This is a genomic window from Rhizobium sp. JAB6 (genome assembly GCF_003024605.1).
Classification (GTDB): domain Bacteria; phylum Pseudomonadota; class Alphaproteobacteria; order Rhizobiales; family Rhizobiaceae; genus Rhizobium.
The window spans coordinates 474,303-495,390 of record NZ_PYJQ01000009.1 but is presented as its reverse complement, the minus strand read 5'-3'; the positions used below and the strand labels follow the sequence as shown (position 1 = coordinate 495,390).

23 protein-coding genes and 2 pseudogenes are annotated in these 21,088 nt (G+C 56.9%); 17 read left to right on the top strand and 8 right to left on the bottom strand.

Annotation, left to right across the window (positions count from 1 at the left end; all coding sequences use genetic code 11):
- The first annotated feature begins 293 nt into the window (after positions 1–293).
- The 3 genes from C7U61_RS19530 to C7U61_RS12365 all read left to right on the top strand — a co-directional run bounded on the left by C7U61_RS19530 (position 294) and on the right by C7U61_RS12365 (position 1,727).
- Positions 294–467: a hypothetical protein gene (locus C7U61_RS19530; RefSeq protein WP_181315841.1), complete on the top strand. Its 174-nt coding sequence runs from the start codon at positions 294–296 to the stop codon at positions 465–467.
- Positions 468–609: 142 nt separating this feature from the next.
- Positions 610–1,110, top strand: a complete 501-nt coding sequence (locus C7U61_RS12370) for a ferritin-like domain-containing protein (protein ID WP_106998364.1) — start codon at positions 610–612, stop codon at positions 1,108–1,110.
- A 119-nt stretch (positions 1,111–1,229) separates the two neighbouring features.
- Positions 1,230–1,727, top strand: a complete 498-nt coding sequence (locus tag C7U61_RS12365; protein ID WP_106998363.1) for an NUDIX hydrolase — start codon at positions 1,230–1,232, stop codon at positions 1,725–1,727.
- 155 nt (positions 1,728–1,882) lie between these two features.
- Here C7U61_RS12365 and C7U61_RS12360 read toward each other — a convergent pair whose 3' ends face one another.
- On the bottom strand, positions 1,883–2,116 hold the full coding sequence (locus C7U61_RS12360) for a hypothetical protein (RefSeq protein ID WP_106998362.1): 234 nt from the start codon (positions 2,114–2,116) through the stop codon (positions 1,883–1,885).
- Positions 2,117–2,327: 211 nt separating this feature from the next.
- On the opposite strand from C7U61_RS12360, the gene C7U61_RS12355 reads away from it, so the two are divergent.
- A complete protein-coding gene (locus C7U61_RS12355) occupies positions 2,328–2,582 on the top strand; it encodes a DUF982 domain-containing protein (RefSeq protein WP_162703255.1) in 255 nt (84 codons plus the stop codon).
- A 91-nt stretch (positions 2,583–2,673) separates the two neighbouring features.
- On the opposite strand, the gene C7U61_RS12350 is transcribed toward C7U61_RS12355, so the two are convergent.
- Positions 2,674–2,859 carry a hypothetical protein gene (locus tag C7U61_RS12350; protein ID WP_106999076.1) on the bottom strand — a complete coding sequence of 62 codons (186 nt, stop codon included), beginning with the start codon at positions 2,857–2,859 and terminating at the stop codon, positions 2,674–2,676.
- A gap of 245 nt (positions 2,860–3,104) precedes the next feature.
- On the opposite strand from C7U61_RS12350, the pseudogene C7U61_RS12345 reads away from it, so the two are divergent.
- A pseudogene (locus tag C7U61_RS12345) lies at positions 3,105–3,708 on the top strand (NAD(P)H-dependent oxidoreductase).
- A 36-nt stretch (positions 3,709–3,744) separates the two neighbouring features.
- Here the strand turns inward: C7U61_RS12345 and C7U61_RS12340 are convergent.
- Positions 3,745–4,032, bottom strand: coding sequence for a DUF3175 domain-containing protein (locus C7U61_RS12340; RefSeq protein ID WP_106998360.1), 288 nt, complete (start codon positions 4,030–4,032; stop codon positions 3,745–3,747).
- Positions 4,033–4,269: 237 nt separating this feature from the next.
- Here C7U61_RS12340 and treS point away from each other — a divergent pair.
- Positions 4,270–5,901, top strand: a pseudogene (gene treS / locus C7U61_RS12335) (maltose alpha-D-glucosyltransferase); the annotation flags it as partial.
- A 143-nt stretch (positions 5,902–6,044) separates the two neighbouring features.
- Here treS and C7U61_RS12330 read toward each other — a convergent pair.
- A complete protein-coding gene (locus C7U61_RS12330) occupies positions 6,045–8,453 on the bottom strand; it encodes an FdhF/YdeP family oxidoreductase (protein WP_106998359.1) in 2,409 nt (802 codons plus the stop codon).
- Between C7U61_RS12330 and C7U61_RS19525 the strand changes: the two genes are divergently transcribed.
- Together C7U61_RS19525 and C7U61_RS19725 are read left to right on the top strand one after the other, a co-directional pair.
- Entirely contained in the window at positions 8,430–8,681 is a 252-nt protein-coding gene (locus C7U61_RS19525) for a hypothetical protein (protein WP_162703249.1), read from the top strand. The genes C7U61_RS12330 and C7U61_RS19525 overlap by 24 nt on opposite strands.
- A 55-nt stretch (positions 8,682–8,736) precedes the next feature.
- Positions 8,737–9,054, top strand: a complete 318-nt coding sequence (locus C7U61_RS19725; RefSeq protein ID WP_106998358.1) for a DUF2934 domain-containing protein — start codon at positions 8,737–8,739, stop codon at positions 9,052–9,054.
- 382 nt (positions 9,055–9,436) lie between these two features.
- On the opposite strand, the gene C7U61_RS12320 is transcribed toward C7U61_RS19725, so the two are convergent.
- The gene (locus C7U61_RS12320; RefSeq protein WP_106998357.1) at positions 9,437–9,640 is read right to left on the bottom strand and encodes a hypothetical protein; all 204 of its coding nucleotides are present in this window, start codon (positions 9,638–9,640) and stop codon (positions 9,437–9,439) included.
- Between the two features lie 320 nt (positions 9,641–9,960).
- Between C7U61_RS12320 and C7U61_RS12315 the strand changes: the two genes are divergently transcribed.
- The 7 genes from C7U61_RS12315 to C7U61_RS12285 all read left to right on the top strand — a co-directional run bounded on the left by C7U61_RS12315 (position 9,961) and on the right by C7U61_RS12285 (position 15,429).
- Entirely contained in the window at positions 9,961–11,046 is a 1,086-nt protein-coding gene (locus tag C7U61_RS12315; protein WP_106998356.1) for a DNA topoisomerase IB, read from the top strand.
- A gap of 352 nt (positions 11,047–11,398) precedes the next feature.
- Positions 11,399–12,256 (top strand): SDR family oxidoreductase, encoded by an 858-nt coding sequence (locus C7U61_RS12310; protein WP_106998355.1) that lies wholly within the window; start codon positions 11,399–11,401, stop codon positions 12,254–12,256.
- Positions 12,257–12,647: 391 nt separating this feature from the next.
- Complete coding sequence (locus tag C7U61_RS12305; RefSeq protein ID WP_106998354.1) at positions 12,648–12,830, top strand: hypothetical protein; 183 nt, start codon at positions 12,648–12,650, stop codon at positions 12,828–12,830.
- 10 nt (positions 12,831–12,840) lie between these two features.
- Positions 12,841–13,038 carry a hypothetical protein gene (locus tag C7U61_RS12300; protein WP_106998353.1) on the top strand — a complete coding sequence of 66 codons (198 nt, stop codon included), beginning with the start codon at positions 12,841–12,843 and terminating at the stop codon, positions 13,036–13,038.
- 133 nt (positions 13,039–13,171) lie between these two features.
- Complete coding sequence (locus C7U61_RS12295; RefSeq protein ID WP_106998352.1) at positions 13,172–13,624, top strand: DUF2231 domain-containing protein; 453 nt, start codon at positions 13,172–13,174, stop codon at positions 13,622–13,624.
- Complete coding sequence (locus C7U61_RS12290) at positions 13,614–14,957, top strand: sorbosone dehydrogenase family protein (RefSeq protein WP_106998351.1); 1,344 nt, start codon at positions 13,614–13,616, stop codon at positions 14,955–14,957. Before C7U61_RS12295 ends, C7U61_RS12290 begins: the two co-directional genes overlap by 11 nt.
- 49 nt (positions 14,958–15,006) lie before the next feature.
- Positions 15,007–15,429, top strand: coding sequence for an HD domain-containing protein (locus C7U61_RS12285; RefSeq protein ID WP_106998350.1), 423 nt, complete (start codon positions 15,007–15,009; stop codon positions 15,427–15,429).
- A 15-nt stretch (positions 15,430–15,444) separates the two neighbouring features.
- Here the strand turns inward: C7U61_RS12285 and C7U61_RS12280 are convergent, their stop codons facing one another.
- Complete coding sequence (locus C7U61_RS12280; protein WP_106998349.1) at positions 15,445–16,374, bottom strand: NADP-dependent oxidoreductase; 930 nt, start codon at positions 16,372–16,374, stop codon at positions 15,445–15,447.
- A gap of 117 nt (positions 16,375–16,491) precedes the next feature.
- Here C7U61_RS12280 and C7U61_RS12275 point away from each other — a divergent pair, with 117 nt between their 5' ends.
- The gene (locus tag C7U61_RS12275) at positions 16,492–17,277 is read left to right on the top strand and encodes a Crp/Fnr family transcriptional regulator (protein WP_245410789.1); all 786 of its coding nucleotides are present in this window, start codon (positions 16,492–16,494) and stop codon (positions 17,275–17,277) included.
- 263 nt (positions 17,278–17,540) lie between these two features.
- A complete protein-coding gene (locus C7U61_RS12270) occupies positions 17,541–17,933 on the top strand; it encodes a response regulator (protein WP_106998348.1) in 393 nt (130 codons plus the stop codon).
- Between the two features lie 10 nt (positions 17,934–17,943).
- Here the strand turns inward: C7U61_RS12270 and C7U61_RS12265 are convergent, their stop codons facing one another.
- Positions 17,944–18,438, bottom strand: coding sequence for a sigma-70 family RNA polymerase sigma factor (locus C7U61_RS12265; RefSeq protein ID WP_106998347.1), 495 nt, complete (start codon positions 18,436–18,438; stop codon positions 17,944–17,946).
- 221 nt (positions 18,439–18,659) lie between these two features.
- The gene (locus C7U61_RS12260; protein ID WP_106998346.1) at positions 18,660–20,576 is read right to left on the bottom strand and encodes a hypothetical protein; all 1,917 of its coding nucleotides are present in this window, start codon (positions 20,574–20,576) and stop codon (positions 18,660–18,662) included.
- Between the last annotated feature and the right edge of the window lie 512 nt (positions 20,577–21,088).

Genomic DNA, 21,088 nt, shown 5'->3' with positions numbered 1-21,088 from the left:
GATAAGCTTCATGCGGATTAAGAAGCCGGTGAGGCGGGTGGCTTTCCGGCCTCATATTTTCGCGCCTGTCGCGAAAATCACGATGCGACTGCCCTATCGCAACGCCGTGGGGCAGCGCCATCCAGCGCAGCTTGAATGCAATTGCGCTTGGCATCGGGTTTGCCATGTTCGCTGCGGTCACAGGTAGGGCCCAAGGCATTTTTTTAGCAGCCATGCAGGAACCAAACTTGCGATTGTCTGTTCGAAGATAGAGGCCAGTTCGGCCTCGCAATCAAACTAGAGGAGAAAGCATCATGGCTTCCCAAGGTGGATCTCATGAACAGCACGTCAAAGCCGGCCAGCAGAGCCACAAGAATACCGACACGAAGCAGGCTTCGTCGCACAAGGAACAACGGTCAGGCGGCGAGCGCGGCGGTTCGCACGAGCAGCATGTGAAAGCCGGTCAGCAAAGCCATAAGAAATCCTGACCGAATCCCGCGGAGGCCCGCGGCTCTGCGGACTTCTCTTTTTGCAAGTGGATCGAGCGGACAGACCGTCCACCCGATTTGACCGGAAGCGAAGTGCTTCAGCTTCGCAAATGACCGTTACACCCACGTTGGAGGACCCCAAATGGCATCCGAAAAGACTTTGAACGATCTCTTTCTGGAAACGCTGAAAGACATCTACTACGCCGAAAAGCAAATCCTGAAGGCATTGCCCAAAATGGCGCGCGCAGCCCAGGCGGAAGAAGGCAAGCAGGGCTTTCTTCATCACCGGGACGAAACCCAGGGCCATGTCGAACGTCTGGAGCAGGTGTTCGAGCTCCTCGGAAAATCGGCGCGCGGCAAGACCTGCGACGCAATTCTCGGTATCATCGCCGAAGCCGACGAGATCATCGAGGAATTCAAAGGTACGCCGGCACTCGACGCAGGCCTGATTTCTTCGGCGCAAGCCGTCGAGCACTATGAAATCGCCCGCTATGGAACGCTCATCGAATGGGCCAAGCAGCTTGGACTCAAGGAGGCCGTGCCGCTTCTTCAGCAGACGCTGGAGGAAGAGAAGGCTACCGACCAGAAGCTGACGAAGCTGGCGGAAACGGCCGCCAACGCCAAGGCCAAAAAGGCGGCGTAAGGCGCCGATTATGTCCTTTTCGGTGCGCTGCAGGATCAGCGCATCGCTTGAGACCGCGGACGGCAACGAATTACAGAAGGATTCGGTGCCGTCCGATGATCCCGGCAGTATGAGGAGCCATGTCAAAACACCGAGCGCATCTTGCGAGACTTGCTCCCCATATCGAAACCATCGCAGCCGGAGATATGGCGGAGCAGTATGGGGCGCTTTGCTTTCGATATGGTGAGGCAAACGTTCTTGAGGTCTTGCTCATCACGACGCGTGAGACCAAGCGATGGATGATCCCGAAGGGATGGCCAATCAAGGGCCTCGATGGCGGGCAGGTTGCGGAACGAGAAGCCTGGGAAGAAGCCGGCGTCAAAGGCAAGATCAAGAACAGCCCATTCGGCTATTTTACCTATCTGAAGGCCATAGCCGGCGGCAAGACCATACCCTCGGTGGTCGAAGTCCACCTTCTCCATGTCCGAAAGCAATATCAGAAGTTTCCGGAAAGCGGTCAGCGCCTGATCGAATGGATGATGCCCGAAGAAGCCGCCAGGCGCGTCCGTGAACCGGAATTAAAGGGGCTTTTGATGCGGTTCGCTCTGGAGCAGGCAGGACCTGTAGCCGCAGGCTAGATTTCCGCTTCGCATGGAAGAACGGACTATTTCATCCTCTCTGTTTTTTCACACGCTTAACCGTCAGAAGATGGCTTCGCGTACTTCTCGCTGGGAAGAATGGTCATTGGCGCCATTGCAGCCGGAACGAAACCGGCAATTTCCGCCGAGGTGCCTCATTCCAGTCTGATGAGATCGCGAAAGCGAATAACCGCGCGAACTTCGCCGCGCTCGTCAACGATCTCGAATGTCATTCCATCGATCGGCTTGTTCTCCAGGACCAGCTCGGCGATCATTTCCCTTGCGGAATGGCAGGCTTCTTCCCTGGCAGCTTGCAGCGACGGCAGTTCCACCCCATCCCCGTCAATATCGACCGCATCCTCTGAATGGAGATTGAAGAAGAATTTCATAGGATTTCTCCCGCGATGCTTGCACCCTGCAACGGCAAACGCCGGGGTGCCCGTTCGGTTCCGCACATGGGGACCAACAGGCTGGGCGACCGATCAAGTTCCATATTTTCGCATATTCATCGGGAGCTTTATGCAGGCCAGGCGTCAGGACGTCAGAAGCGCTGGAACATTCCGTTTTCCGCCATGTTCAGTGCGGCGGAGGATACGGGGGATGACGCAAATTTGGTGGAATAAGTCGGTCACGGTCGAAGCTAGAAAGACGGGACTACGCGTTAACATTCCAAGCGTTGAGCGCGCCTCCGAATATATGCTTCACGAATGGCCTACGTTGGAAGAGGGACCGGCTTTCCATGTGGCAAAGGAGGCATTGCTCAAGGCGTCCGACGGGCGTCTCGATCCTGAAGCTGCTCGCAAAGCGTTTCTGGAGGCGGTCAAGGAAGGGAATATCTTCATTTTCGACGCATGAGTTTCGTGAAGAAATCGAGAGGCGCCGGGAGGGCAATCCACGGCATCATGCGTTGCGCCCGCATCTCGATCTTAGGCGGTGATGAGGCGGGTTATCTCCATCGCGGTTTGCGCGTGATATTGTGCTGCAATTCCCCGGCCGTTGCGAATGCACCAAATAATTGGCGGAGGCGGCGTTCCTCATTCTCATCGAGGTTATTTCGCTTCGCAAAGTCGGCAACCGACCAGACCTGCGTGGACGATCGAATTTCAATCTCCCCCGTTTCAATGCGTTCCATGATCTCCACCCCATTACTATCGCTGACATCCAAACTCCGGAAAGCGGGCGCGGTTCCCACTGAAAAGGCGTGTGTAAAGAAAATTTTGGTTTCTTGGATGCAAGGGCGGCGCCGGACGATAGGATCTGCCGCGCTGCTTCTTCCCCCGCCCACGATCAGCCTAGAGCAGTCCTTGCAGGCCATGGAGGTTAGAGGAACGATAGGGCCTATCTTGCGGTTAGGGCCTCGACGTCGATCGAGGAGTCATGAGCCTGAAAGCCGTGGCGTTGAACGCAACCTTAAAGGCATCCGAGGCGAAGCTTCGTCCACGGAGAGAATGCTTTCGCTCGTGGCAGAGGCAATGGCCAAGCTGGGTGTGGAGACGAAGACGCTCCGCCTTGCCGATCACAATATCCCCGCCGGCGTTAAGTCAAACGAGGGGCCGGCCGATGATTGGCCGAACATCCGCGAGTTGATCATAAAGGCCAATATTCTCATTCTTGGCAGGCCGATCTGGGCCAGCCATCGAGCCCAACAAAACGCGTGCTGGAACGCATGGACGCCTTCTCTCGGAAACGGATGAGGAGGGACGAATGATATCTTATGGCCGCGTCGCAGCCGTTGCGGTGGTGGGCAATGAGGGACGGCGCTCACCATGTATCGGCCGAAGTCTATCAGGCCTTGAACGACGTCGGTTTCACCATTCCGGCAAACGCCGTCGCCTACTGGGTCGGGCCTGCAATGGGAAAGACAAACTTCGTCGATCTGAAGACTATCCCTGACGAGGTGACGAAAGCCGTGAACATGCTTGCCCGCAACACCGTGCATCTCGCCCGGTTGCTCGATCAAAGCGGATATCCCCCAGACTGAGCAGCAGCGTATCCTCAACGGAAGCAGAGCCGCGCTCTAGGGATTGCGCCCGAAATCTTTCCTCAATTCGGCCTTTGCCTTTTCCAACCTTGTCCGTTTCGCTTTCGAAAGCTGGGCACCCGCCCGGTTGATGTAGAAGTTGAGCATCGACATGGCCGACTGAAATGGGCTGGCCTTGCGACGGCTGCTCTGTTCGGCGGACTGTTTGAGAGAGTCTGCGATCTTCTTTGCGCTGCGCTGCTTGAATACCCCCTCCTTCAAATCCATTGCGTCGCTATTATCGCTGACCTGCTGCGACCACTTCTTCGACTTCTTCTTCGGCATCGTCCTATCCTCCAAGAGACCGTATCTGGGTCGTCTTGCCATTGCCATCTCGAGCGCAACGACGAACCCATGAAACCGAACAAGCCGGTCTCGCTTGTGTTCCGGAACTCGAGCCGATGGCGCTTTGCCGTCTGCCTCCAGCCCGGCCTGACTTTGGCGGTCTTGAAGATCGGACTGTCGGCTTTAGTTGTCAGAGCCTGGATGTTCATCATCAATGAAGTTGCTAGGGAGAGCCGCTTGAGCACGAGTGACCGCAATCTTCGCTATCCGTCGTGGCATAAGGATGCGGTAATCTATCAATTGCATGTGAAATCCTTCTTCGATGCGGATGGCGACGGGTTCGGCGACTTTGCCGGGCTTACCCAAAAGCTCGATTATCTGGCATCGCTTGGCGTCAATGCGATCTGGCTGCTGCCCTTCTATCCCTCGCCGCGGCGCGACGATGGTTACGACGTCTTGGACTACAGAGAAATTAACCCGCAATTCGGTACCATCGAGGACTTTACGTCCTTCGTGGATGCTGCGCATGCGCGCGGCATGCGGGTGATTACGGAGTTGGTCATCAATCATACATCGGACCAGCATCCCTGGTTTCAGCGCGCCAGATATGCGCCGCCCGGATCTCCCGAGCGCGATTTCTATGTCTGGTCCGAGACGGATGACAAGTTCGCAGAGACGCGCATCATTTTTGTCGATAGCGAAAGATCCAACTGGACCTGGGATCCTGTCGCGAGGGCCTATTTCTGGCACCGTTTCTACTCGCATCAGCCCGATTTGAATTATCGCAATCCCGAGGTCGTGGAAGCTTTGCTTGATATCATACGCTTCTGGCTCGATGCCGGTGTCGATGGATTCCGGCTGGATGCCGTGCCCTATCTGGTCGAACGGGAAAATACCAACAACGAAAATCTTCCCGAAACCCACGCGCTGCTCAAGCTCATCCGAAACATGCTCGATACGGAGCACCCGGGCGTCATTCTTCTGGCCGAGGCCAATCAGTGGCCTGACGAGGCGCGGGAGTATTTCGGTGCGGGCGATGAATGCCACATGGCTTTTCATTTTCCGCTGATGCCGCGGATTTTCACGGCGATTGCAATGGGAAATGCCCAGCCGATCATCACGATGGTAAGGCAGACCCATGATATTCCGAGCGATTGCCAATGGGCCATTTTCCTTAGAAATCATGATGAACTGACCTTGGAAATGGTCAGCGAGGCGGAGCGAAATTTCCTCTGGAATACCTACGCTTCCGACGAGCGCGCGCGCCTCAATTTGGGGATCAGACGCCGCCTGTCGCCTTTGATGGACCAGGACAGACGACGGGTTGAGCTCCTTCATATGCTGCTGCTGTCGCTGCCGGGCAGCCCCGTGCTTTATTACGGCGACGAGATCGGGATGGGTGACAATCTCGACCTGGGCGACAGGGATGGGGTGCGCACGCCGATGCAATGGTCGAATGGTCGGAACGGAGGTTTTTCCGATGCGGCCTCCGACAAGCTTGCGCTTCCCGTCATCGACGATGCGCAATTCGGCTACCGTGCCATCAATGTCGCGGTGCAGGAAAACGATGCGCACTCGCTTTTGAACTGGATCCGCCGTGTCCTGGCGATCCGCGCCCACCATCCCGCATTCGCACGAGGCTCCATACGCTTTCTTCATACGGGCAATACGGCCGTCATTGCCTATGCCAGAGAGTATCGCAACGACTGCGTGCTTTTTGCGGCCAATCTGTCGAATAACGGGCAGGCGGCGCAGCTGGATCTCAGCCCGTTCCTGGGCAAAACCCCTCTCGAATTGTTTGGTGAAACAAAATTCCCGGCGGTCGAGCAGGCTTCCTATTCACTGACATTCCAAGCCTACGGCTATTTTCTATTATCCTTTGAGAGCGGGTCCGAGCGCTCTGCCGGCTGAACCGGTTTGTTATGTGCGGTCCGCCGACAGCAAATTGTGAGAATCCCATGCCGCCTTCGAGAGGCCGGGCCTGGGACATGCTCGCTCTTTGAGAACGAGTATTATCGAGCCGTTTGCGCGCCCTCCCGCGAGCGCGCGAGGAAGACCGGCAGGAGCTTGTAGGAAGGTGTCTTGGATTTCTTATCGTGATGATCGAGCGGAAAGAGCGGGTTCGTTTCCGGATAATAGGCTGCGCAACAACCGCTCGGGATCGCATATTCGACGATGCGCAGGCCAGAAACTCTCCTGTCCGTCGCTCCCTTTATTGCGGTGAAGAGATCGATCATGTCGCCCTCGGCAAATCCAAGCCGTGCGATATCCCCGCCGTTCATGAAGATCACCATCCGCGTTCCCTCCACACCGCGGAAGCGATCGCTGTAGCCATAGACAGTCGTATTGAATTGGTCGTTGGAGCGCAGCGTGGAAAGATGGAGAACCTCGCCGCTGCCGTCCGGAATGTCCAACTCGGGAAAGAGACGCGTCGGTGTGATGAAATTGGCCTTGCCGGTTGCCGTCACCCACTTTCGCTCCCGCGCCGGGAGCGGGCGCGTGAATCCTCCGGGCTGGAAGAGACGTTTGTTGAAGTCCTTGAATGTCTCCGGATAAGTGCGCTCAATTGCATTGCGGATTTCCGCATAATCCGCGACCCATCGATCCCAGGGGACCGCGTTGGGGGCCAGCGTCGCCTTTGCCAATCCGGCGATGATCGCCGGTTCCGAGCGCAGATGTTCGCTTGCGGGCGTTGCTCGGCCCCTGGAACCATGGAAGTGGGCGACGGAGCTTTCGATAGACACCGCCTGAGGGCCCGTTTCCTGCTCGTCGATTTCGATGCGCCCGAGACAGGGAAGAAGATAGGCGATTTCGCCATGAATCACGTGCGTCCGATTGAGCTTGGTGGCGATTTGCACCGTCAGGCGCAATTTTTGCCACGCGGCCTCCATTGCGTCGGTTTCCGGTACGGCACGCAGGAAGTTGCCCCCGAGCCCGATAAAGGCCCGGCTCTTGCCGTTCAAAATCGCGCCGCAGGTGTCGACAGTCGAGCGTCCGATCCATCTCGGCGGCTTGAAATCATAGAGCTGTGCCAGCTTGTCCAGCGGTGCAAGGCCAGGCTTTTCGGTGATCCCGACCGTTCGCTGCCCCTGGACGTTCGAGTGGCCGCGCACGGAACATATGGCGGCACCGGGCTTGCCGATATTTCCTCGCAGCAAGGCGAGGTTGGCGATCATATGAACATTATCGACACCCATGAGGTGCTGTGTAACGCCCATACCATAGGCAATGAGTACGGCTTGCGCTTTTGCGTAGGTATTTGCCGCCTGCTGCATCTGCTGGCGAGTGAGACCGGAGACATCTTCCAGCTCTTCCCAGGAATGGGCTCTCGCAACGGCTGCGAACTTATCGAATCCCGTGGTGTGGGTTTCGATGAAGTCATGGTCCAAGACATGTTTCTTGTCCGCCGCAGCGATCGAGGCAGCGAAAGCGATCTCTCCGGCATTCGTCTGGTCCTTCGGCTCGGCGTCGGAGCCGCTGACTTTGCTGTCGCCGGTCAATTTCAAAGCGTCATCCTGCTCGATCAAAGCCTTGCAGATGCCGAACAGCGCGGCGACGTCTCCGCCGCTGCGAACCTGGTAATATTCCGTCGAAATGATGGTTTCTTTTCCCGACAGCATCTGGCTCGGCATTTGCGGATTCTTGAAACGTTCGAGGCCGCGTTCGTGAAGCAGATTGAGGGTCACGATCGGCACGCCGCGGTCGGCGGCATCCTGCAGGTCGTGAAGGAGGCGAGGGGAGGAGGTACCGACATTTTGTGCGATGTAGAAGATGCAGTCGCAATTCTGGAAATCCGAGAGCACCGCCGTACCGACAGATGCGCCGATGCTCTCCGGCAATGCCACAGAGGTGCTCTCGTGACACATGTTCGAGGAATCGGGCAGGTTGTTGCTGCCGTACATGCGGGCGAAGAGCTGATACATATAGGCCGCTTCGAGGGATGCCCGGCCTGACGTATAAAAGTCCACCTGTTCGGGTGCCAATGCCCGGAGTTCACGGCCTATTTCGCCAAAGGCTGCATCCCACTCGACGGGCTCGTACTTGTCGGTCGCCGGATTGTAGCGCATCGGCTGTGTCAGCCGTCCTTGTTCCTCCAGGTCGTGATCGCTCCAGCCCGTCAACTCCGCCAGCGTGTGACCGGCAAAGAAAGCGGCATCGGTTCTGCGGTTCGTCGTCTCCCACGCCGTCGCTTTCGCGCCATTTTCACAAAATTCCAGCGGATGGGGTTTCGCCGGTTTCGCCCACGCGCAGCTGACGCACATATATCCATCTGGCTTGTTCTGGTGGGCGAGCAGGGTAGGTCCCTTGGCGGGGACATGCTCGCGGAGCAGAACTTCGCTCACGGATTTGGCGGATCCCCATCCACCAGCGGGGCCATGATATGCTTTGATCTTGGGATGATTGCTTGGGTTGCCGGTCATTTTTCCGTTCTCCGAAATGCCTATCCAACCTTGAGAAAAGCCATTGGTTCCAAGCCTATCTATCCGTTTCCGCTGGCAGACCTCCGCATCGCATCGTTCGCTGCGGTGCTGGAATGTAGTTTTCTCGACGGGGATCTGAGAGAACGGTTGGAGCGTTCCGCACCGGTAGCTCTGGAGCGGCCTGGCGGGAACATTGTTTTGGCACCGCTGTTGGAGACTGTTTGTTGACGGCGCCCCGAGGGAAGCCGGAAGGTTTCGCATCTATTTCAGGAGGCATCATGCGATGGCAGAGAACGTAGACCCCGCGAAGGAAGAGGACATTCGGTCCCGCGCCTATCAGATATGGGAAAGTGAAGGGCGTCCCGAGGGGGAGCATCTCGATCATTGGTATCGCGCCCAGCGCGACCTCTTGCCGGGAGATAACCAACCGAAGCGGAGAGACGCCGGACCGTCGCCGGCAGCCGAAACGGAGGGTGCGACCCAGGCGACCAGCGTTCCGCAGGCGCCTCCCGCTCTGGCAGCTCGTCGGAAGCGTGCCAGCCAACCGTCTCCATCACAGCCCGGGAAAGTGGAACAAAAGAATAAAAGTCCCGATATCTAGATCTGGCTTCTACCCTGTCTTTCTGCATCAGAGCCGACGCGGCGGAGCCTGCAGCTGTCACCATCATTGTCCTGGCAACTTTGAGAATTGGTACTTTCCACCTGCTCAGGGCAATCAAAAAGGAAGTAGAACGCAATGAATCGAAATTCCTCGGGCGTCGCGGTGACTTCCTGAACACCAGCGAGCCGGCTCTATGCCAGCGCGCTTTCAACAGCTTCATTGCCTAGCGAAACATCGCCAAAGACAGCGAATTGGCCGAAGAAGCGGCCGCCAGGATCATCTAATTATACCAGCAGGGTATCCGCGACGAGCAACAGCTTATGGGCTCTGGCGAAGGCTGCCTCATGGAGCTGCGTGATCGAAAACGCATTCTGAACAGACCTTAATCATCGCCCTTCTGCTTCAGCGCGTCGGAAACTCGGCGCTTGCGGGGATGATCAATGTTTTCGCCATGCGCATCTCGGGCCTTCTCTCCACCGTCCTTTGCCGGCAGGTAACCGGCAGGCTTCGATCCGCTTGGTCCTTCCCATCTCGGTGACTGATCCGTCGTTCCTGGTGCGCCATCCTGGGGTTGTTGATGTTTCATGGCTGGTCTCCGTGGGGTGTTGATACTCGCAACGATGTCGCGTCTGTCATCGAACCGGCGACCAAGCCTATTGTTCCGAGTCCGCACCTGCCGATGCCGTCTGGCTTTTCATACCGTCGGGAGAGAAATCGGCATACTCCTCATCTCGCGCAAGAGGAATGCATCTCGCGCAAGAGGAATGCGTGCCGCGGCACAAGATGCGCGGCAGGCAACGTGTCCGGAATGAAAGCTTCAGCCGCACCGCGCGGGCTCCTCAGCTGTAAAAAGATCATCTGCGTCAGCGCGATGGAACCGGCACGCTCAGGCGGAGTTATGCGGACATGAACCAGATGCTCCCCAAAGTCAGCGTTGCCGCGGCTGCCGCAGAGGCCAAGCTTACCTCCGGATTGATCTACACTCCCGGCCTCAGTGTTGGAATTACCCGAAAGCAAGGAAAGAACGGTTTCCTCTACTACTCGCCCACGGGACAGCGGATCACGGAGCCTTCGGAAACCGATCGACTGAACGCATTGGCAATTCCGCCGGCCTATACGAACGTGGTAATCTCCACCAATCCTCTTTCTCACCTTCAGGCCATTGGAACGGATGCTCGCGGCCGTAAACAATACCGCTATCATCCCGATTGGCAATCCGAACGGGAGCGTGCAAAATTCGATCGCCTCGTCGCTTTTGCAGACCGCCTGCCGGACATTCGGCAGCGGGTCGATGGAGATTTGCGCTCGCGAGGTTTGACCATGGAAAAGGCACTAGCGACCGTGGTCTGGATGCTGGACAACCTCTACATTCGCGTGGGTAACGCAGCCTATGCGGAAATGAACCGATCCTACGGCTTGACCACGCTCAGGAATCGGCACGTGCAAGTGGAGGGTGGAAGCGTCAAGTTTCGGTTCACCGGCAAATCCGGCAAGGAATGGAACCTCGTTCACTATGACCGCCGCATCGCCAACATTGTGCGTCGCCTGCAGGAACTTCCGGGACAGCAACTGTTCAAATATGTCTGCGATGACAGCGGATGCCGCCAGGTCTCCTCCGAGGACGTGAATGCTTACATCCAGGAAACGGCTGGAGGCGACTTCAGCTCGCGTCAGTTCAGGACCTGGGGCGCGACCTGCATGGCGGTGTCCGCCCTGGCACCGCTTGAGGTCGAGAAAACCGAGAGGGCGATCGCCCGCCAAATCAACAGCGTGATCGACCCTATAGCATCACGCCTCGTGAACACCCGCTCGGTCTGCAAGTCTTCTTACGTCCATCCGGCGGTTTTCGAGGATTTCAGGGCAGGGGTGCTCGCCGACGTCCTCAAGATCCGGACCAGCAGTAAACGGTTTCTGGAATGGATGGACTTGGAGGAGATCCGCGTTCAGCGATGGCTCAAGAGGCGCGCTCAGACGCGGGAAACTTCCCAGTAAAAGAGAAATCTTGAATATCGCTCTTCCTGGAAACTATGAGAAACAACACCTGCCGACCAACGGGGTGGGCAGGTGTTGCTTGTCGCCGGACGGGAGGCTGAACCGGCGACATGACGGGTGAGGTTCTTCCTCGCGAGCATGCGAATTCCGGAGTCTCTATCCCAATACTACTTCGGTGCGGCAGCGATCGCGCTTCCTGTACCGAAGTCGCGCATCGAACCTTCTGTGATCCGGAATGTTCCGTACGAGGCGGCAATTAAGGCCAGCTTGCCCTCATCGCCTGTTGTTGTTCGGGAACCATAATCTCCAAAGAGGGTTCGAGACGCAGACATCATCAGGACAGGAGAACGTCATGGTTACGCATCCGAAGCCTCCATTTCCAGCGCAGCAACAGGCAATGCCGGGCTATACGGCCGCAATGCGGCCGGTGCCGGATCATGGCGAGGAGAGCTATCGCGGATCCGGTAAGCTTACGGGCAAAAAGGCGATCATCACGGGCGGCGACAGCGGTATCGGCCGCGCCGTTGCCATCGCTTTTGCGCGGGAAGGCGCCGACATCCTGATTTCCTTTTTGAAGGAAGAAGAGGATGCCCAGGAGACCAAGCGCTGGATAGAAGAAGCAGGGCGAAAGGCGGTCCTCGTCCCCGGCGATATTCAGGATCCGGAACATTGCCGAATGATCGTCGAAAAAGCGGCGGGGGAGCTTGGCGGGATCGACATCCTCGTCAACAACGCCGCGCACCAGGCGAGCTTTCACGAAATCGGCGATATCAGCGACCAGGAATGGGAGACGACATTCAAGGTCAACATCCATGCCATGTTCTATCTGACCAAGGCAGCGGTTCCCCACATGAAGCCTGGGAGTGCCATCATCAATACGGCTTCGATCAATTCCGATAGTCCCAATCCGACCCTTCTTGCCTATGCAACGACGAAGGGTGCTATTCAGAACTTCACGGCCGGTCTGGCGCAGCTGCTCGCCGACAAAGGCATTCGTGCCAATGCCGTTGCTCCCGGACCGATCTGGACGCCGTTGATCCCGTCCACGATGCCGGCGGAGGCTGTCCAGAACTTCGGCAAGCAAGTACCAATGAAGCGTCCCGGTCAGCCGGCCGAGCTCGCAACTACCTATGTCATGCTCGCCGATCCGCTCTCCAGCTATGTGTCCGGCACCACGGTCGCAGTCACAGGCGGCAAGCCGATCTTATAGCGGCCGACAGGATATATAACTGCCGGCCGTCGCTGGTTTCGGAACATTCGGAATGGCAGAGGGTTTGAATATTCGTCCGCACGCTATTCCGGGAAGCCGCGCCTGATGGCGCGATCGCAACACTCGCAAGAGGCAAAATGGATCGTAACCCGCAAGCACGTCACCGCATGATGATTTTCGTAGCGACGATTTTCATTATCGCCTGCTGCATCGCAGTCTATTTTGCGTTCGAGTTTCATCCGGGCGAACCCGCCCCGCCGGCTACGGGTACTGCGTCGACTGGCAGCCAATGAAAGCTGCAATCCGGCTTGCGGGCAACCCGGGTACCTTGCTGCCCGGCATCGCAGATATTTTCGCAAGGTCTCGGCCAACGCCATGACAGGAGGAAGCCATGAACAGCAAACTGCCACCGGTTCCCGCTGACAATCGAAGCGACAAGGGAGTTGGAGATCATTCCAAGCCGTCTGTTGCCGATCCGCACAAACCCGATGTTGCACGCGATCCGGATAAAATGGGCCAGCAAGGCAACAGCAGGATCAACACCAGTCATCAAGGTCATCAACAGGATCGATGAGGAGGAGCCAATGTCCACGTCGACCAAGACTCCCGCCAGCATTCGCCAGGGCGGCCCGGGCGCATCCCATGAAAATGCCAAGGCGCCTTTGAACATTCCCAAGCCGTCCGCCGACGCCGATCGTCGCGACCGCAGCAAGGTTTTGGGCGGCGGTGGCGAACCCGATCGCCATCATGGCCACGACCCTAAGCGCAAGGGCGGTCAATAGGGGGAAGGTGCAGGTATCAATCTCGCCTCGCCACTGCCCGTCTTCATGGCGGGGCGAGGTGACGTCGTTGCGGGAACAAAACGCTCTGCAAGAGGTTCGGGGAGCGCTTCTACTCCTAGCGTGGAGGGCGGATATGCCAGATCAAAATCCCCAGCCGATAGCTCGCGTCTCACACCGTTCCTTTCACTCGCTATTCACTCCATTTCCAACGGTTTGTTTTACAGGAGCGTTGGCGACCGATCTCATCTATTGGAAAACTGCGGAAATGATGTGGGCCGACGCGTCTGCGTGGCTCCTTGCCATCGGAATATTATTTGGCATCCTCGCGGCAATTGCAGCGCTCGTTGATCTCTTCGCCAGGCGGATTTCGATAGAAGGTCCTCTCACCTTATATCTCGCCTGCAGCGCTGTTATTCTCGTCCTGTCCGTCTTCAATTCGCTTGTGCATAGCCGCGATGCATGGACGTCGGTTGTTCCTGAAGGACTGATACTCTCATCCATCGTAGTCATCTTCATTCTTGTCGCCGCATGGATCAATTGGACACTCCTTTATCGAAGAACTGCGGGAGTGAGCCATGAGCGTTAGGACACAGAGTCCCCGAGCGCATGTCACGGCTGCGGTATTTTTAGGCGCTGCCGTCTTCATCCTTCCCGGATGCAGCCGGAACGAGGATGATCCAAGCGGCCAGATCGGGCCAAATCCGACATTGCCGGCACTGACGCAGTATTTGATACCGCCGATGCATGTCGCAGACGTCGTCGGTTGGAAAGGCGGCGAAAAGCCGATCGTTGCGCCAGGGTTGCAAGTGACTGCGTTTGCCACGGGACTCAAACATCCACGTTCGGTTTACGTATTGCCGAATGGCGACGTGCTTGCGGTGGAATCCATCGCTCCGCCGGCCGCTTCGATCAAGCGCCCCAAGGATCTGATCATGGGCTGGATCGAGTCGATGGCGACGTCAGCCGGCAGCAATGAAGGCAGCAATCGCATAACCTTGCTTCGCGACGCCGATGGCGATGGCGTTGCGGAGACGCGGAGCATCTTTCTCGATCATCTGAGATCTCCCTTCGGCGTCGCTCTGGTTGGAAATGATCTCTATGTCGCCCAAACCGACGAGATCACACGCTATCCCTATAAATCCGAGGAGACCGGCATTTCCGAACCCGGTACGAAACTCACCGACCTGCCGGGCGGTCCCATCGATCATCATTGGACGAAGAGCCTTTTGGCGAGTGAGGACGGATCCCTGCTTTATGTCGGGATCGGATCAAACAGCAATATCACGGAAAACGGCATCCAGGCGGAAGCCGGGCGCGCCTCCATATGGGAAGTCGACAGGGCGAGCGGGCGCCACCGCATTTTCGCAGATGGGCTCAGAAATCCCAATGGGCTCTCCTGGGAGCCCCAAACGCATGCCCTATGGGCCGTCGTCAATGAACGTGACGAGCTCGGGCCCAATCTCGTTCCCGACTATATGACTTCTGTCAAGGAGGGCGGATTTTACGGCTGGCCCTACAGCTATTTCGGCGGCAATGTCGATCCGCGCGTCATGCCGCAGCGACCTGATCTCGTTGCGAAGGCGATCGTACCGGACTATGCGCTGAGTTCGCATGTCGCACCTCTCGGGATGGCATTCTACACCGGAAGCAATTTGCCTGAGACCTACCGGGGCGGCGCGTTCGTCGGCGAGCATGGAAGCTGGAATCGTCAAAAGTTCAACGGCTACAAGGTCATATTCGTGCCGTTCGCCGACGGCAAACCGAAGGGCTTGCCGCAGGATGTCGTCACGGGCTTTCTGAATGCTAACAACCAGGCGAGGGGCCGGCCGGTGGGCTTGGCGGTCGACAAAGCTGGCGCCTTGCTGGTTGCGGATGACGTCGGCAATACCATTTGGCGCATTACCGCGGCCAATAGGTGAAAGCGGGCCTCGGCATGCAGCGATCTTTCCAAACCTATGAGAGGATATCGTGAACCCGCTTGATAGAGCCATCCGCATCGCCGTTGCCGCACATGAAGGCCAGACCGACAAAACCGGCGGGCCTTATTTCGAGCACTGCGAGCGAGTTGCGAGCCTCATTTCGGATGAGGACGGCAAGATCGTCGCTTATCTCCATGACGTCGTCGAGAAAGGTGCCGGCTGGAGCATCGAGCGGTTGAGAAGGGAAGGCTTTTCATCGCCGGTACTGATGGCCGTCGATGCATTGACGAGGCGGCCGGACGAGCCGGAGATCGCCTTTATAAACCGGCTGGCCATCAATCCTCTGGCTGTTTCAGTCAAGCAAATCGATCTTGCGGATAATATCTGGCAGACCGGACGGAAAAATGTGAACCCGGAAAAATACTGCCACGCCCTTCAAATGCTGTTTGCAGCCACGGGGCGACCTCGATAGGTCGCGCTGCCTGGTTCAGTTTGCCACCTTCAGGACAATTTTGCCGCGGATATGATCTTCCTTGAGGGCTGCCTGGGCTGCCGCTGCGTCTGCAAGCGGGAACGTACGCTCCACGCAGACCTTCACTTTGCCGCTGTCGATCAATGCCGCGATTTGCGCTAACTGGGCGCCATCGGGTTCAGCCGTGTAGCGACCGGCCTTGATGCCTTTTTCCCCGGCCAGCTGCTTGTCCGGTTCCGTCAATGTAGAAATGAGGGCACCGCCGCGTTTGACTACGGAAAAGCTTCGCTGCTGCACGTCTCCTCCAATCAGATCGAAGACGAGATCCACCGGTTCGACGATATCCTCGAAACGTTCCGATTTATGATCAATGATCTGGTCGGCGCCCAAATTGCTGACGAAATCCTTGTCGGCCGCGGAGACGGTGGCTGCCACCCACGCGCCACGAGCTTTTGCGAATTGAACGGCGAAGTGACCGACGCCGCCCGCGCCTCCATGGATGAGAACCCACTGGCCCGCGGCTAAGGCGCCGTGGACGAACAATCCCTGCCATGCGGTGGTACCCGCCAGCGGTACTGCCGCCGCTTCCACAAAGTCGAGAGATTTGGGTTTTGCGGCGACTTCGTTCGATTTTGCGAGCACGAACTCCTCGTAACCGCCGTGTTCGGGGGACAGAAACGCAAAGACCCGATCGCCCACCAGAAAACTCGAAACGGACTGTCCCGTCGCAACGATTTCACCGCTCACGTCACGGCCGAGCACGTAGGGGAGGTTCTTCTCCGTCACGGCCGGGTATTTTCCCTCCCGCATCTTGGCGTCCACCGGATTGACGCTTGCAGCCAACACTCGGATGACAAGGTCGTTTGCCCCGGTGAGCGGCTGCTCGATTCGTTCAAGCTGCATGACGTCCGGCCCGCCGAAGCGATGAATTCGCACGGCTTGCATCGATGGATACTCCTTCTTGGCAATCGAACGGAACCCATGGTGAAAACAAATGTTCCCGATGGAAATAGTTGGACTCGGCATCGGCTGTCCGTTGCTCGCGGAGTTCGGCAATGACAGATGAAAGCGGCGCTGCGGTTTGAAACTTTCGTCGTGGCAAGGCGTTCGGTGCCTGAAGCAGAGATCGAGATGGACACGACGATAGACATTCTAACCCGCAACCTGCTCCTCTCGAGAATGGATACGATAAGCCGATCCATGATCGTCTCGGCGCTAGAGCCGGTGGAGCTACCCGTGAAATACATGCTTTCGTCGTTCGAGAGAAAGACCGAATTCTGCTATTTTCTGAGTTCCGGTATCGCTTCGGTCGTCGCCCGGTCGCCTCGAAACAAAACCAGCGAGGTGGGCATTATCGGCCGCGAGGGAATGGTTCCTGCTTCGCTGATCCTTCATAGCGGGCCGGCCGCTTTCGATATTTTCATGCAGGTGAGCGGCCATGGGCAAAGGATAAGGGTCGAACTTTTGGAGGAAGTGCTCCGGACTACTCCAACACTGCGGGAACTGATTGGCAAATATGTTCAAACCTTTTTGATCCAATCCGCTTATACGTCGCTCGCGAACGCCAACCATAGCGCTCAGGAGCGTCTGGCACGCTGGATATTGATGTGCCACGACCGCGTGGATGGCGACTGCATTCCGCTGACGCATGAGTTTCTTGCCACAATGCTCGCCGTTAGACGCCCGACCGTTACCGATGCCTTTCATGCGCTGGAAGGCCGGCGCCTGATCCGGTCGGAGCGTGGCTTGATAACGGTTCGCGATCGCGCCGGTTTGGAGGCTTTCGCTCGTGATTGTTACGGCCGGGCCGAAAACGAGTACCGAAACCTGATAGGAGAGTTTCGCTAGGGATCATTCCGACATCCTTTGCCCAATAGCTCCGGATGCTGCTGCATCGCACATCGATCTTCGTGGACGATGTATTTCTGCAGCGAAAGATCGGCTCTGCTCAATTTTGCAACTCGCTATCAGGGACGACTTGATGCCGGAGCGCTTTGGAAGCATACGTATCTTAGCGAACCGTCCAACGAAAGGAACCAATCGCTGCACTGGTTTCAATGTTGTCGCAGCATTTGCCGACTTGTGAACGGTAGGAAATTTGGTGAGGCATTTTGGCTGGCGATCAGAGATATCTAAAATATTACGCAGGCAAGCGCATTCTCGTCGTTGAAGACGAGTACTTCCTTGCCGATGAAACTCGCCGCCAGCTCCTCGCACTCGGCGCCATTGTCGTAGGGCCGGTTGCAAAGGTCGACGATGCGCTGGATCTGATTGATACAGCCAAGATCGACGCGGCGATCCTTGACGTTCATCTTGGAGGTGAGTTCGTTTTTCCTGTCGCGGAGCGACTCGACAAGCTCGGCGTCGCCTTCGTCTTTGCGACAGGCTACGATCCTTCGTTCATTCCCGACGAATTCAGAGGCTTTTCGCTTTGTGAAAAGCCGGCAGAGTTGGAAAAAATCGCGCAAGCACTTTGGGGAAACGGAAGCAAGAACCTGCAATGATTGACGATCGTCAGTCGCCGAGCTGGTTCACGATCCTTTCCCGCGCCCGATTGACCCGGCTTTTGATCGTGCCTATCGGGCATCCGAACTGCTTGGCCGCCTCTTCGTAGCTCACACCCTGAATGAACACCACTTCGATTGCAGTGCGGTACCGTTCGGGAAGCTTTGCTATCGCGGTCTCGAGTTCATGTCCGCGTACCGTCCATTCCTGATGGGGTTGGACGGAAATTCTGTAGTCGGGAGCTTCACCCAAGCCGGCGCGTTCCCGTTTTGCAAGCCCGAACCGCGTGCAGAAGGCATTCCTCATAATCGTGAAGAGCCAGGATTTCAGACGCGTTCCTTCTTCGAATTTATCAAGATTAGCGAGCGCCTTGACAATTGTTTCCTGAACGAGATCATCTATATCGTTTGGGGAAGCGTAGAACCGTCGCGCGAAATTACGCAGTGCGGGAATGAGTTCGATCAATTCAGCGTCAAGTTTCGTATTCCGATTTCCATCGTCCATTCCAGCCTCCCAGGTTTCCAGGAGAACCCCTCAAAACCCAGGTCGTTCCGCTGAAAGGCGTGCTGTTGGCCGTTCGTACGCTACCGTACGCAGCCATTCCGCGAGTTTCCGCAAGAATATTTCAAATAACGGCTCGGTATTCTGTAATCGCAGGTTTTTAAAACGCGTCCGATTTTAGGTGAGGGAAGATTGCGAAGACCTGCGGCTGGAAGGCTTCAGGTTCAAAATCCTGCCTTTTTGAAACCTTCCCGATATAGGTCCTTATGCCATTGCTCCTTCACCGGAACAAGCGACAGCCACTCGCCGCCATCAAAGGCAGGATTGCTCTCGCGGACGCGCTGAACGAGCGCCCGGGCTTCGTCCTGGTTGCCGATCATTGCCCAGCTGGCTGCGGCAAGCCCGTCCGCGGGCCTTGGATCAATCATTCGGCCGATATAATCGATCACGGTCTGGAACTGGTTCAGGGCATAATTCGCCTTGGCTGCGATCCAAAGATAGGAATCCGGATTGATGGGATTGAGATCCATGGCCCGCTGGATTTTTTCGAGAGCCAGGCCGGGCCGGGAAAAGTGGACCAGCGCGTCAGCATGGTCGGCAATGATATCCGCGTGATGCGGACTGAGGGTTTCCGCTATTTCCAACGCTTCCACGCTGCTGTCGATAGAACCCAGAAGAAGCTTGGCGACGCCCAGCTCACGATAGCCGTTCGACACATCGTTACGAACCGAGATGGCGCGTTTGGCTAAATCCTCGGCCGATTTCAGCAGTTTGTGGTCACCACGCGGGGTTAGCAGCCATTCCTTGGAATAGGTGCGTGCGAGGGAACCGAGGGCCGGTACAAAATCGGCGCTCTGACGCAGGGCGGCTTTCAGCTCTTTGCGGGCGCGCCCTAGGTTAGGCAGGGCAAGGTGATGGAGATATTGCTGTCCGACAAGGTATCGGTGATACGCGGCAGGGTTTCGCTCAAAATATATACGCGCCAATTCATGGTGTTGGGCCTCTGTGACGGAGATACGCACGACCTCCTGCGAGATTTCGCGCTTGCAGCGCGCAAGATCCGGCTTACCGAAGGAGAAACGCTCCGCCCACAGGATCTCGCTATCTGGCAATGAGATGAGCTGGGCAAAGAGCGTGGGATCTCCTTTCGGCCCACTTAATCGGGTCTCCAGGACGTAATTGATGCCGTACCGCTCGAAAAGCGCGGTTTGATCGCCATTTTGGCGGCCGATTCGGGCGGCGGAGTAGGGAGCGGTCACGCGCAGACTATGCAGCGCGCTAAAGCCAAGGGTGATATCTTCGATCAGGGAGGATGCGAGCATGTCCGCCATGTCATCGGGATTGCCACCGGCCGGCGGCAGCAACACGAGACGTGGAATGCGCGAGATCGCCCGCGGAGAAGTATCCTGTTCGGAAATGGCCGGGGAATGCGGCGCAACGGGTGATATTGATGAGCGCGGAGATGCCCGCAGGATCGCCGGCCACGATGAGGCGAGATCCTTCCGCTGCGCAAATATGCGTTTGAGTTGTTCGAGATCACCCTCAGCATCGAAGGCCTTCAACAATATACGATGGGTTGCATCGTTCTGCGGCTCGGCTTCAAAAAGAAGGAGGGCAGCCTCCTTGAGGAGCGCGACATCGCCGGCCGCCATCGGAAGCTTTACCCTATCCAGCGTCTTCTTCAAGAGGGCAAGGTGACGCCTTCTTTCACCCTCTCGCCAGTCGATAAAGGCCCTGGTTTGACAATTGGCCCTTTCCATAAATTTTGATCGTAAGGCCTCGACCAGGCGAGCAAGGCTTTTTGCCGGGTCCTTGGACGTGCCTGCATGTGCCGGGATGATGTCGCTCCTGAGCGAGCCGGCCACCAAGTGAATATCCGTATCGTCAAAGGTCAGAAATTCGGTGTTCAGTTCCGACTGTCGGCTCTTGATACGGGATATCAGCTTGCGAAGGTTAGTCAGCGAATTTGCCAAGTCACCATCACCCCAGAGAAATCGCGCCATGCTTGTTCTGCCGGCGGATTTTCTATCGTTCGCGAGCAGATAGGCAATAATCAGAAGCGCCTTCTTCGGGAACGCCATTTGGTGTTCGCCGCTATCCAGAAGAGCGATTTCACCAAAAGTTCTGAGCAAAAATTTCATCGCGCCTTCTATATTGCTTCAGATCTATAACCACGGCCATCTTTCGCGCCCCGTCTGGATACACGCCGAAATGACAGTGGAATCGATTGTATATTCCTGCTGCAAGGCATCAATATTTGCAAATGAACTGTTCTATGGCTTCAATTTTGAAAGTTATTGTTGCACAAAAGCTTAGTTTTCCGATGCCATTGCCAACGAAGCGCGGAAAGGCTGTTTCGCACATGCGTTTGCAGAGAAAGCCTTCCGGATTTGATGAATTCCAGCTTTCCCACAAGCCCAGTGGGCCGATCGAAAATTTAGCCGGCGATGGCCAGAGAGATCACGGACCTCGAATACTTTCTCATCTCAGCGGACAACTTCCAGTAGGCGCAGGGCTTCCATCGTGTCCCTCCGGGCTGCCGCCGCCGTCGCGATCGCGCGGCATATACTTTGGTATAATGGCGGTGCACCATCGCCTGATTGACCGCTCTCCGCCCCTGTGACACTACGGCCATGTCTTCGCGACGTCATGC

Bases quoted from the DNA above. Each gene is read 5' to 3' on its own strand.
- C7U61_RS12310 (WP_106998355.1), top strand. From the start codon at position 11,399: ATGGTTACGCATCCGAAGCCTCCATTTCCAGCGCAGCAACAGGCAATG.
- C7U61_RS12360 (WP_106998362.1), bottom strand. From the start codon at position 2,116: ATGAAATTCTTCTTCAATCTCCATTCAGAGGATGCGGTCGATATTGAC.
- C7U61_RS12330 (WP_106998359.1), bottom strand. From the start codon at position 8,453: ATGACCGGCAACCCAAGCAATCATCCCAAGATCAAAGCATATCATGGC.
- C7U61_RS12305 (WP_106998354.1), top strand. From the start codon at position 12,648: ATGAACAGCAAACTGCCACCGGTTCCCGCTGACAATCGAAGCGACAAG.
- C7U61_RS19530 (WP_181315841.1), top strand. From the start codon at position 294: ATGGCTTCCCAAGGTGGATCTCATGAACAGCACGTCAAAGCCGGCCAG.
- C7U61_RS12295 (WP_106998352.1), top strand. From the start codon at position 13,172: ATGCCAGATCAAAATCCCCAGCCGATAGCTCGCGTCTCACACCGTTCC.
- C7U61_RS12370 (WP_106998364.1), top strand. From the start codon at position 610: ATGGCATCCGAAAAGACTTTGAACGATCTCTTTCTGGAAACGCTGAAA.
- C7U61_RS12320 (WP_106998357.1), bottom strand. From the start codon at position 9,640: ATGAAACATCAACAACCCCAGGATGGCGCACCAGGAACGACGGATCAG.
- C7U61_RS12315 (WP_106998356.1), top strand. From the start codon at position 9,961: ATGAACCAGATGCTCCCCAAAGTCAGCGTTGCCGCGGCTGCCGCAGAG.
- C7U61_RS12280 (WP_106998349.1), bottom strand. From the start codon at position 16,374: ATGCAAGCCGTGCGAATTCATCGCTTCGGCGGGCCGGACGTCATGCAG.
- C7U61_RS12350 (WP_106999076.1), bottom strand. From the start codon at position 2,859: ATGGAACGCATTGAAACGGGGGAGATTGAAATTCGATCGTCCACGCAG.
- C7U61_RS19725 (WP_106998358.1), top strand. From the start codon at position 8,737: ATGGCAGAGAACGTAGACCCCGCGAAGGAAGAGGACATTCGGTCCCGC.
- C7U61_RS12260 (WP_106998346.1), bottom strand. From the start codon at position 20,576: ATGAAATTTTTGCTCAGAACTTTTGGTGAAATCGCTCTTCTGGATAGC.
- C7U61_RS12300 (WP_106998353.1), top strand. From the start codon at position 12,841: ATGTCCACGTCGACCAAGACTCCCGCCAGCATTCGCCAGGGCGGCCCG.
- C7U61_RS12265 (WP_106998347.1), bottom strand. From the start codon at position 18,438: ATGGACGATGGAAATCGGAATACGAAACTTGACGCTGAATTGATCGAA.
- C7U61_RS12365 (WP_106998363.1), top strand. From the start codon at position 1,230: ATGTCAAAACACCGAGCGCATCTTGCGAGACTTGCTCCCCATATCGAA.
- C7U61_RS19525 (WP_162703249.1), top strand. From the start codon at position 8,430: ATGATTGCTTGGGTTGCCGGTCATTTTTCCGTTCTCCGAAATGCCTAT.
- C7U61_RS12290 (WP_106998351.1), top strand. From the start codon at position 13,614: ATGAGCGTTAGGACACAGAGTCCCCGAGCGCATGTCACGGCTGCGGTA.
- C7U61_RS12275 (WP_245410789.1), top strand. From the start codon at position 16,492: ATGAAAGCGGCGCTGCGGTTTGAAACTTTCGTCGTGGCAAGGCGTTCG.
- C7U61_RS12355 (WP_162703255.1), top strand. From the start codon at position 2,328: ATGACGCAAATTTGGTGGAATAAGTCGGTCACGGTCGAAGCTAGAAAG.
- C7U61_RS12340 (WP_106998360.1), bottom strand. From the start codon at position 4,032: ATGCCGAAGAAGAAGTCGAAGAAGTGGTCGCAGCAGGTCAGCGATAAT.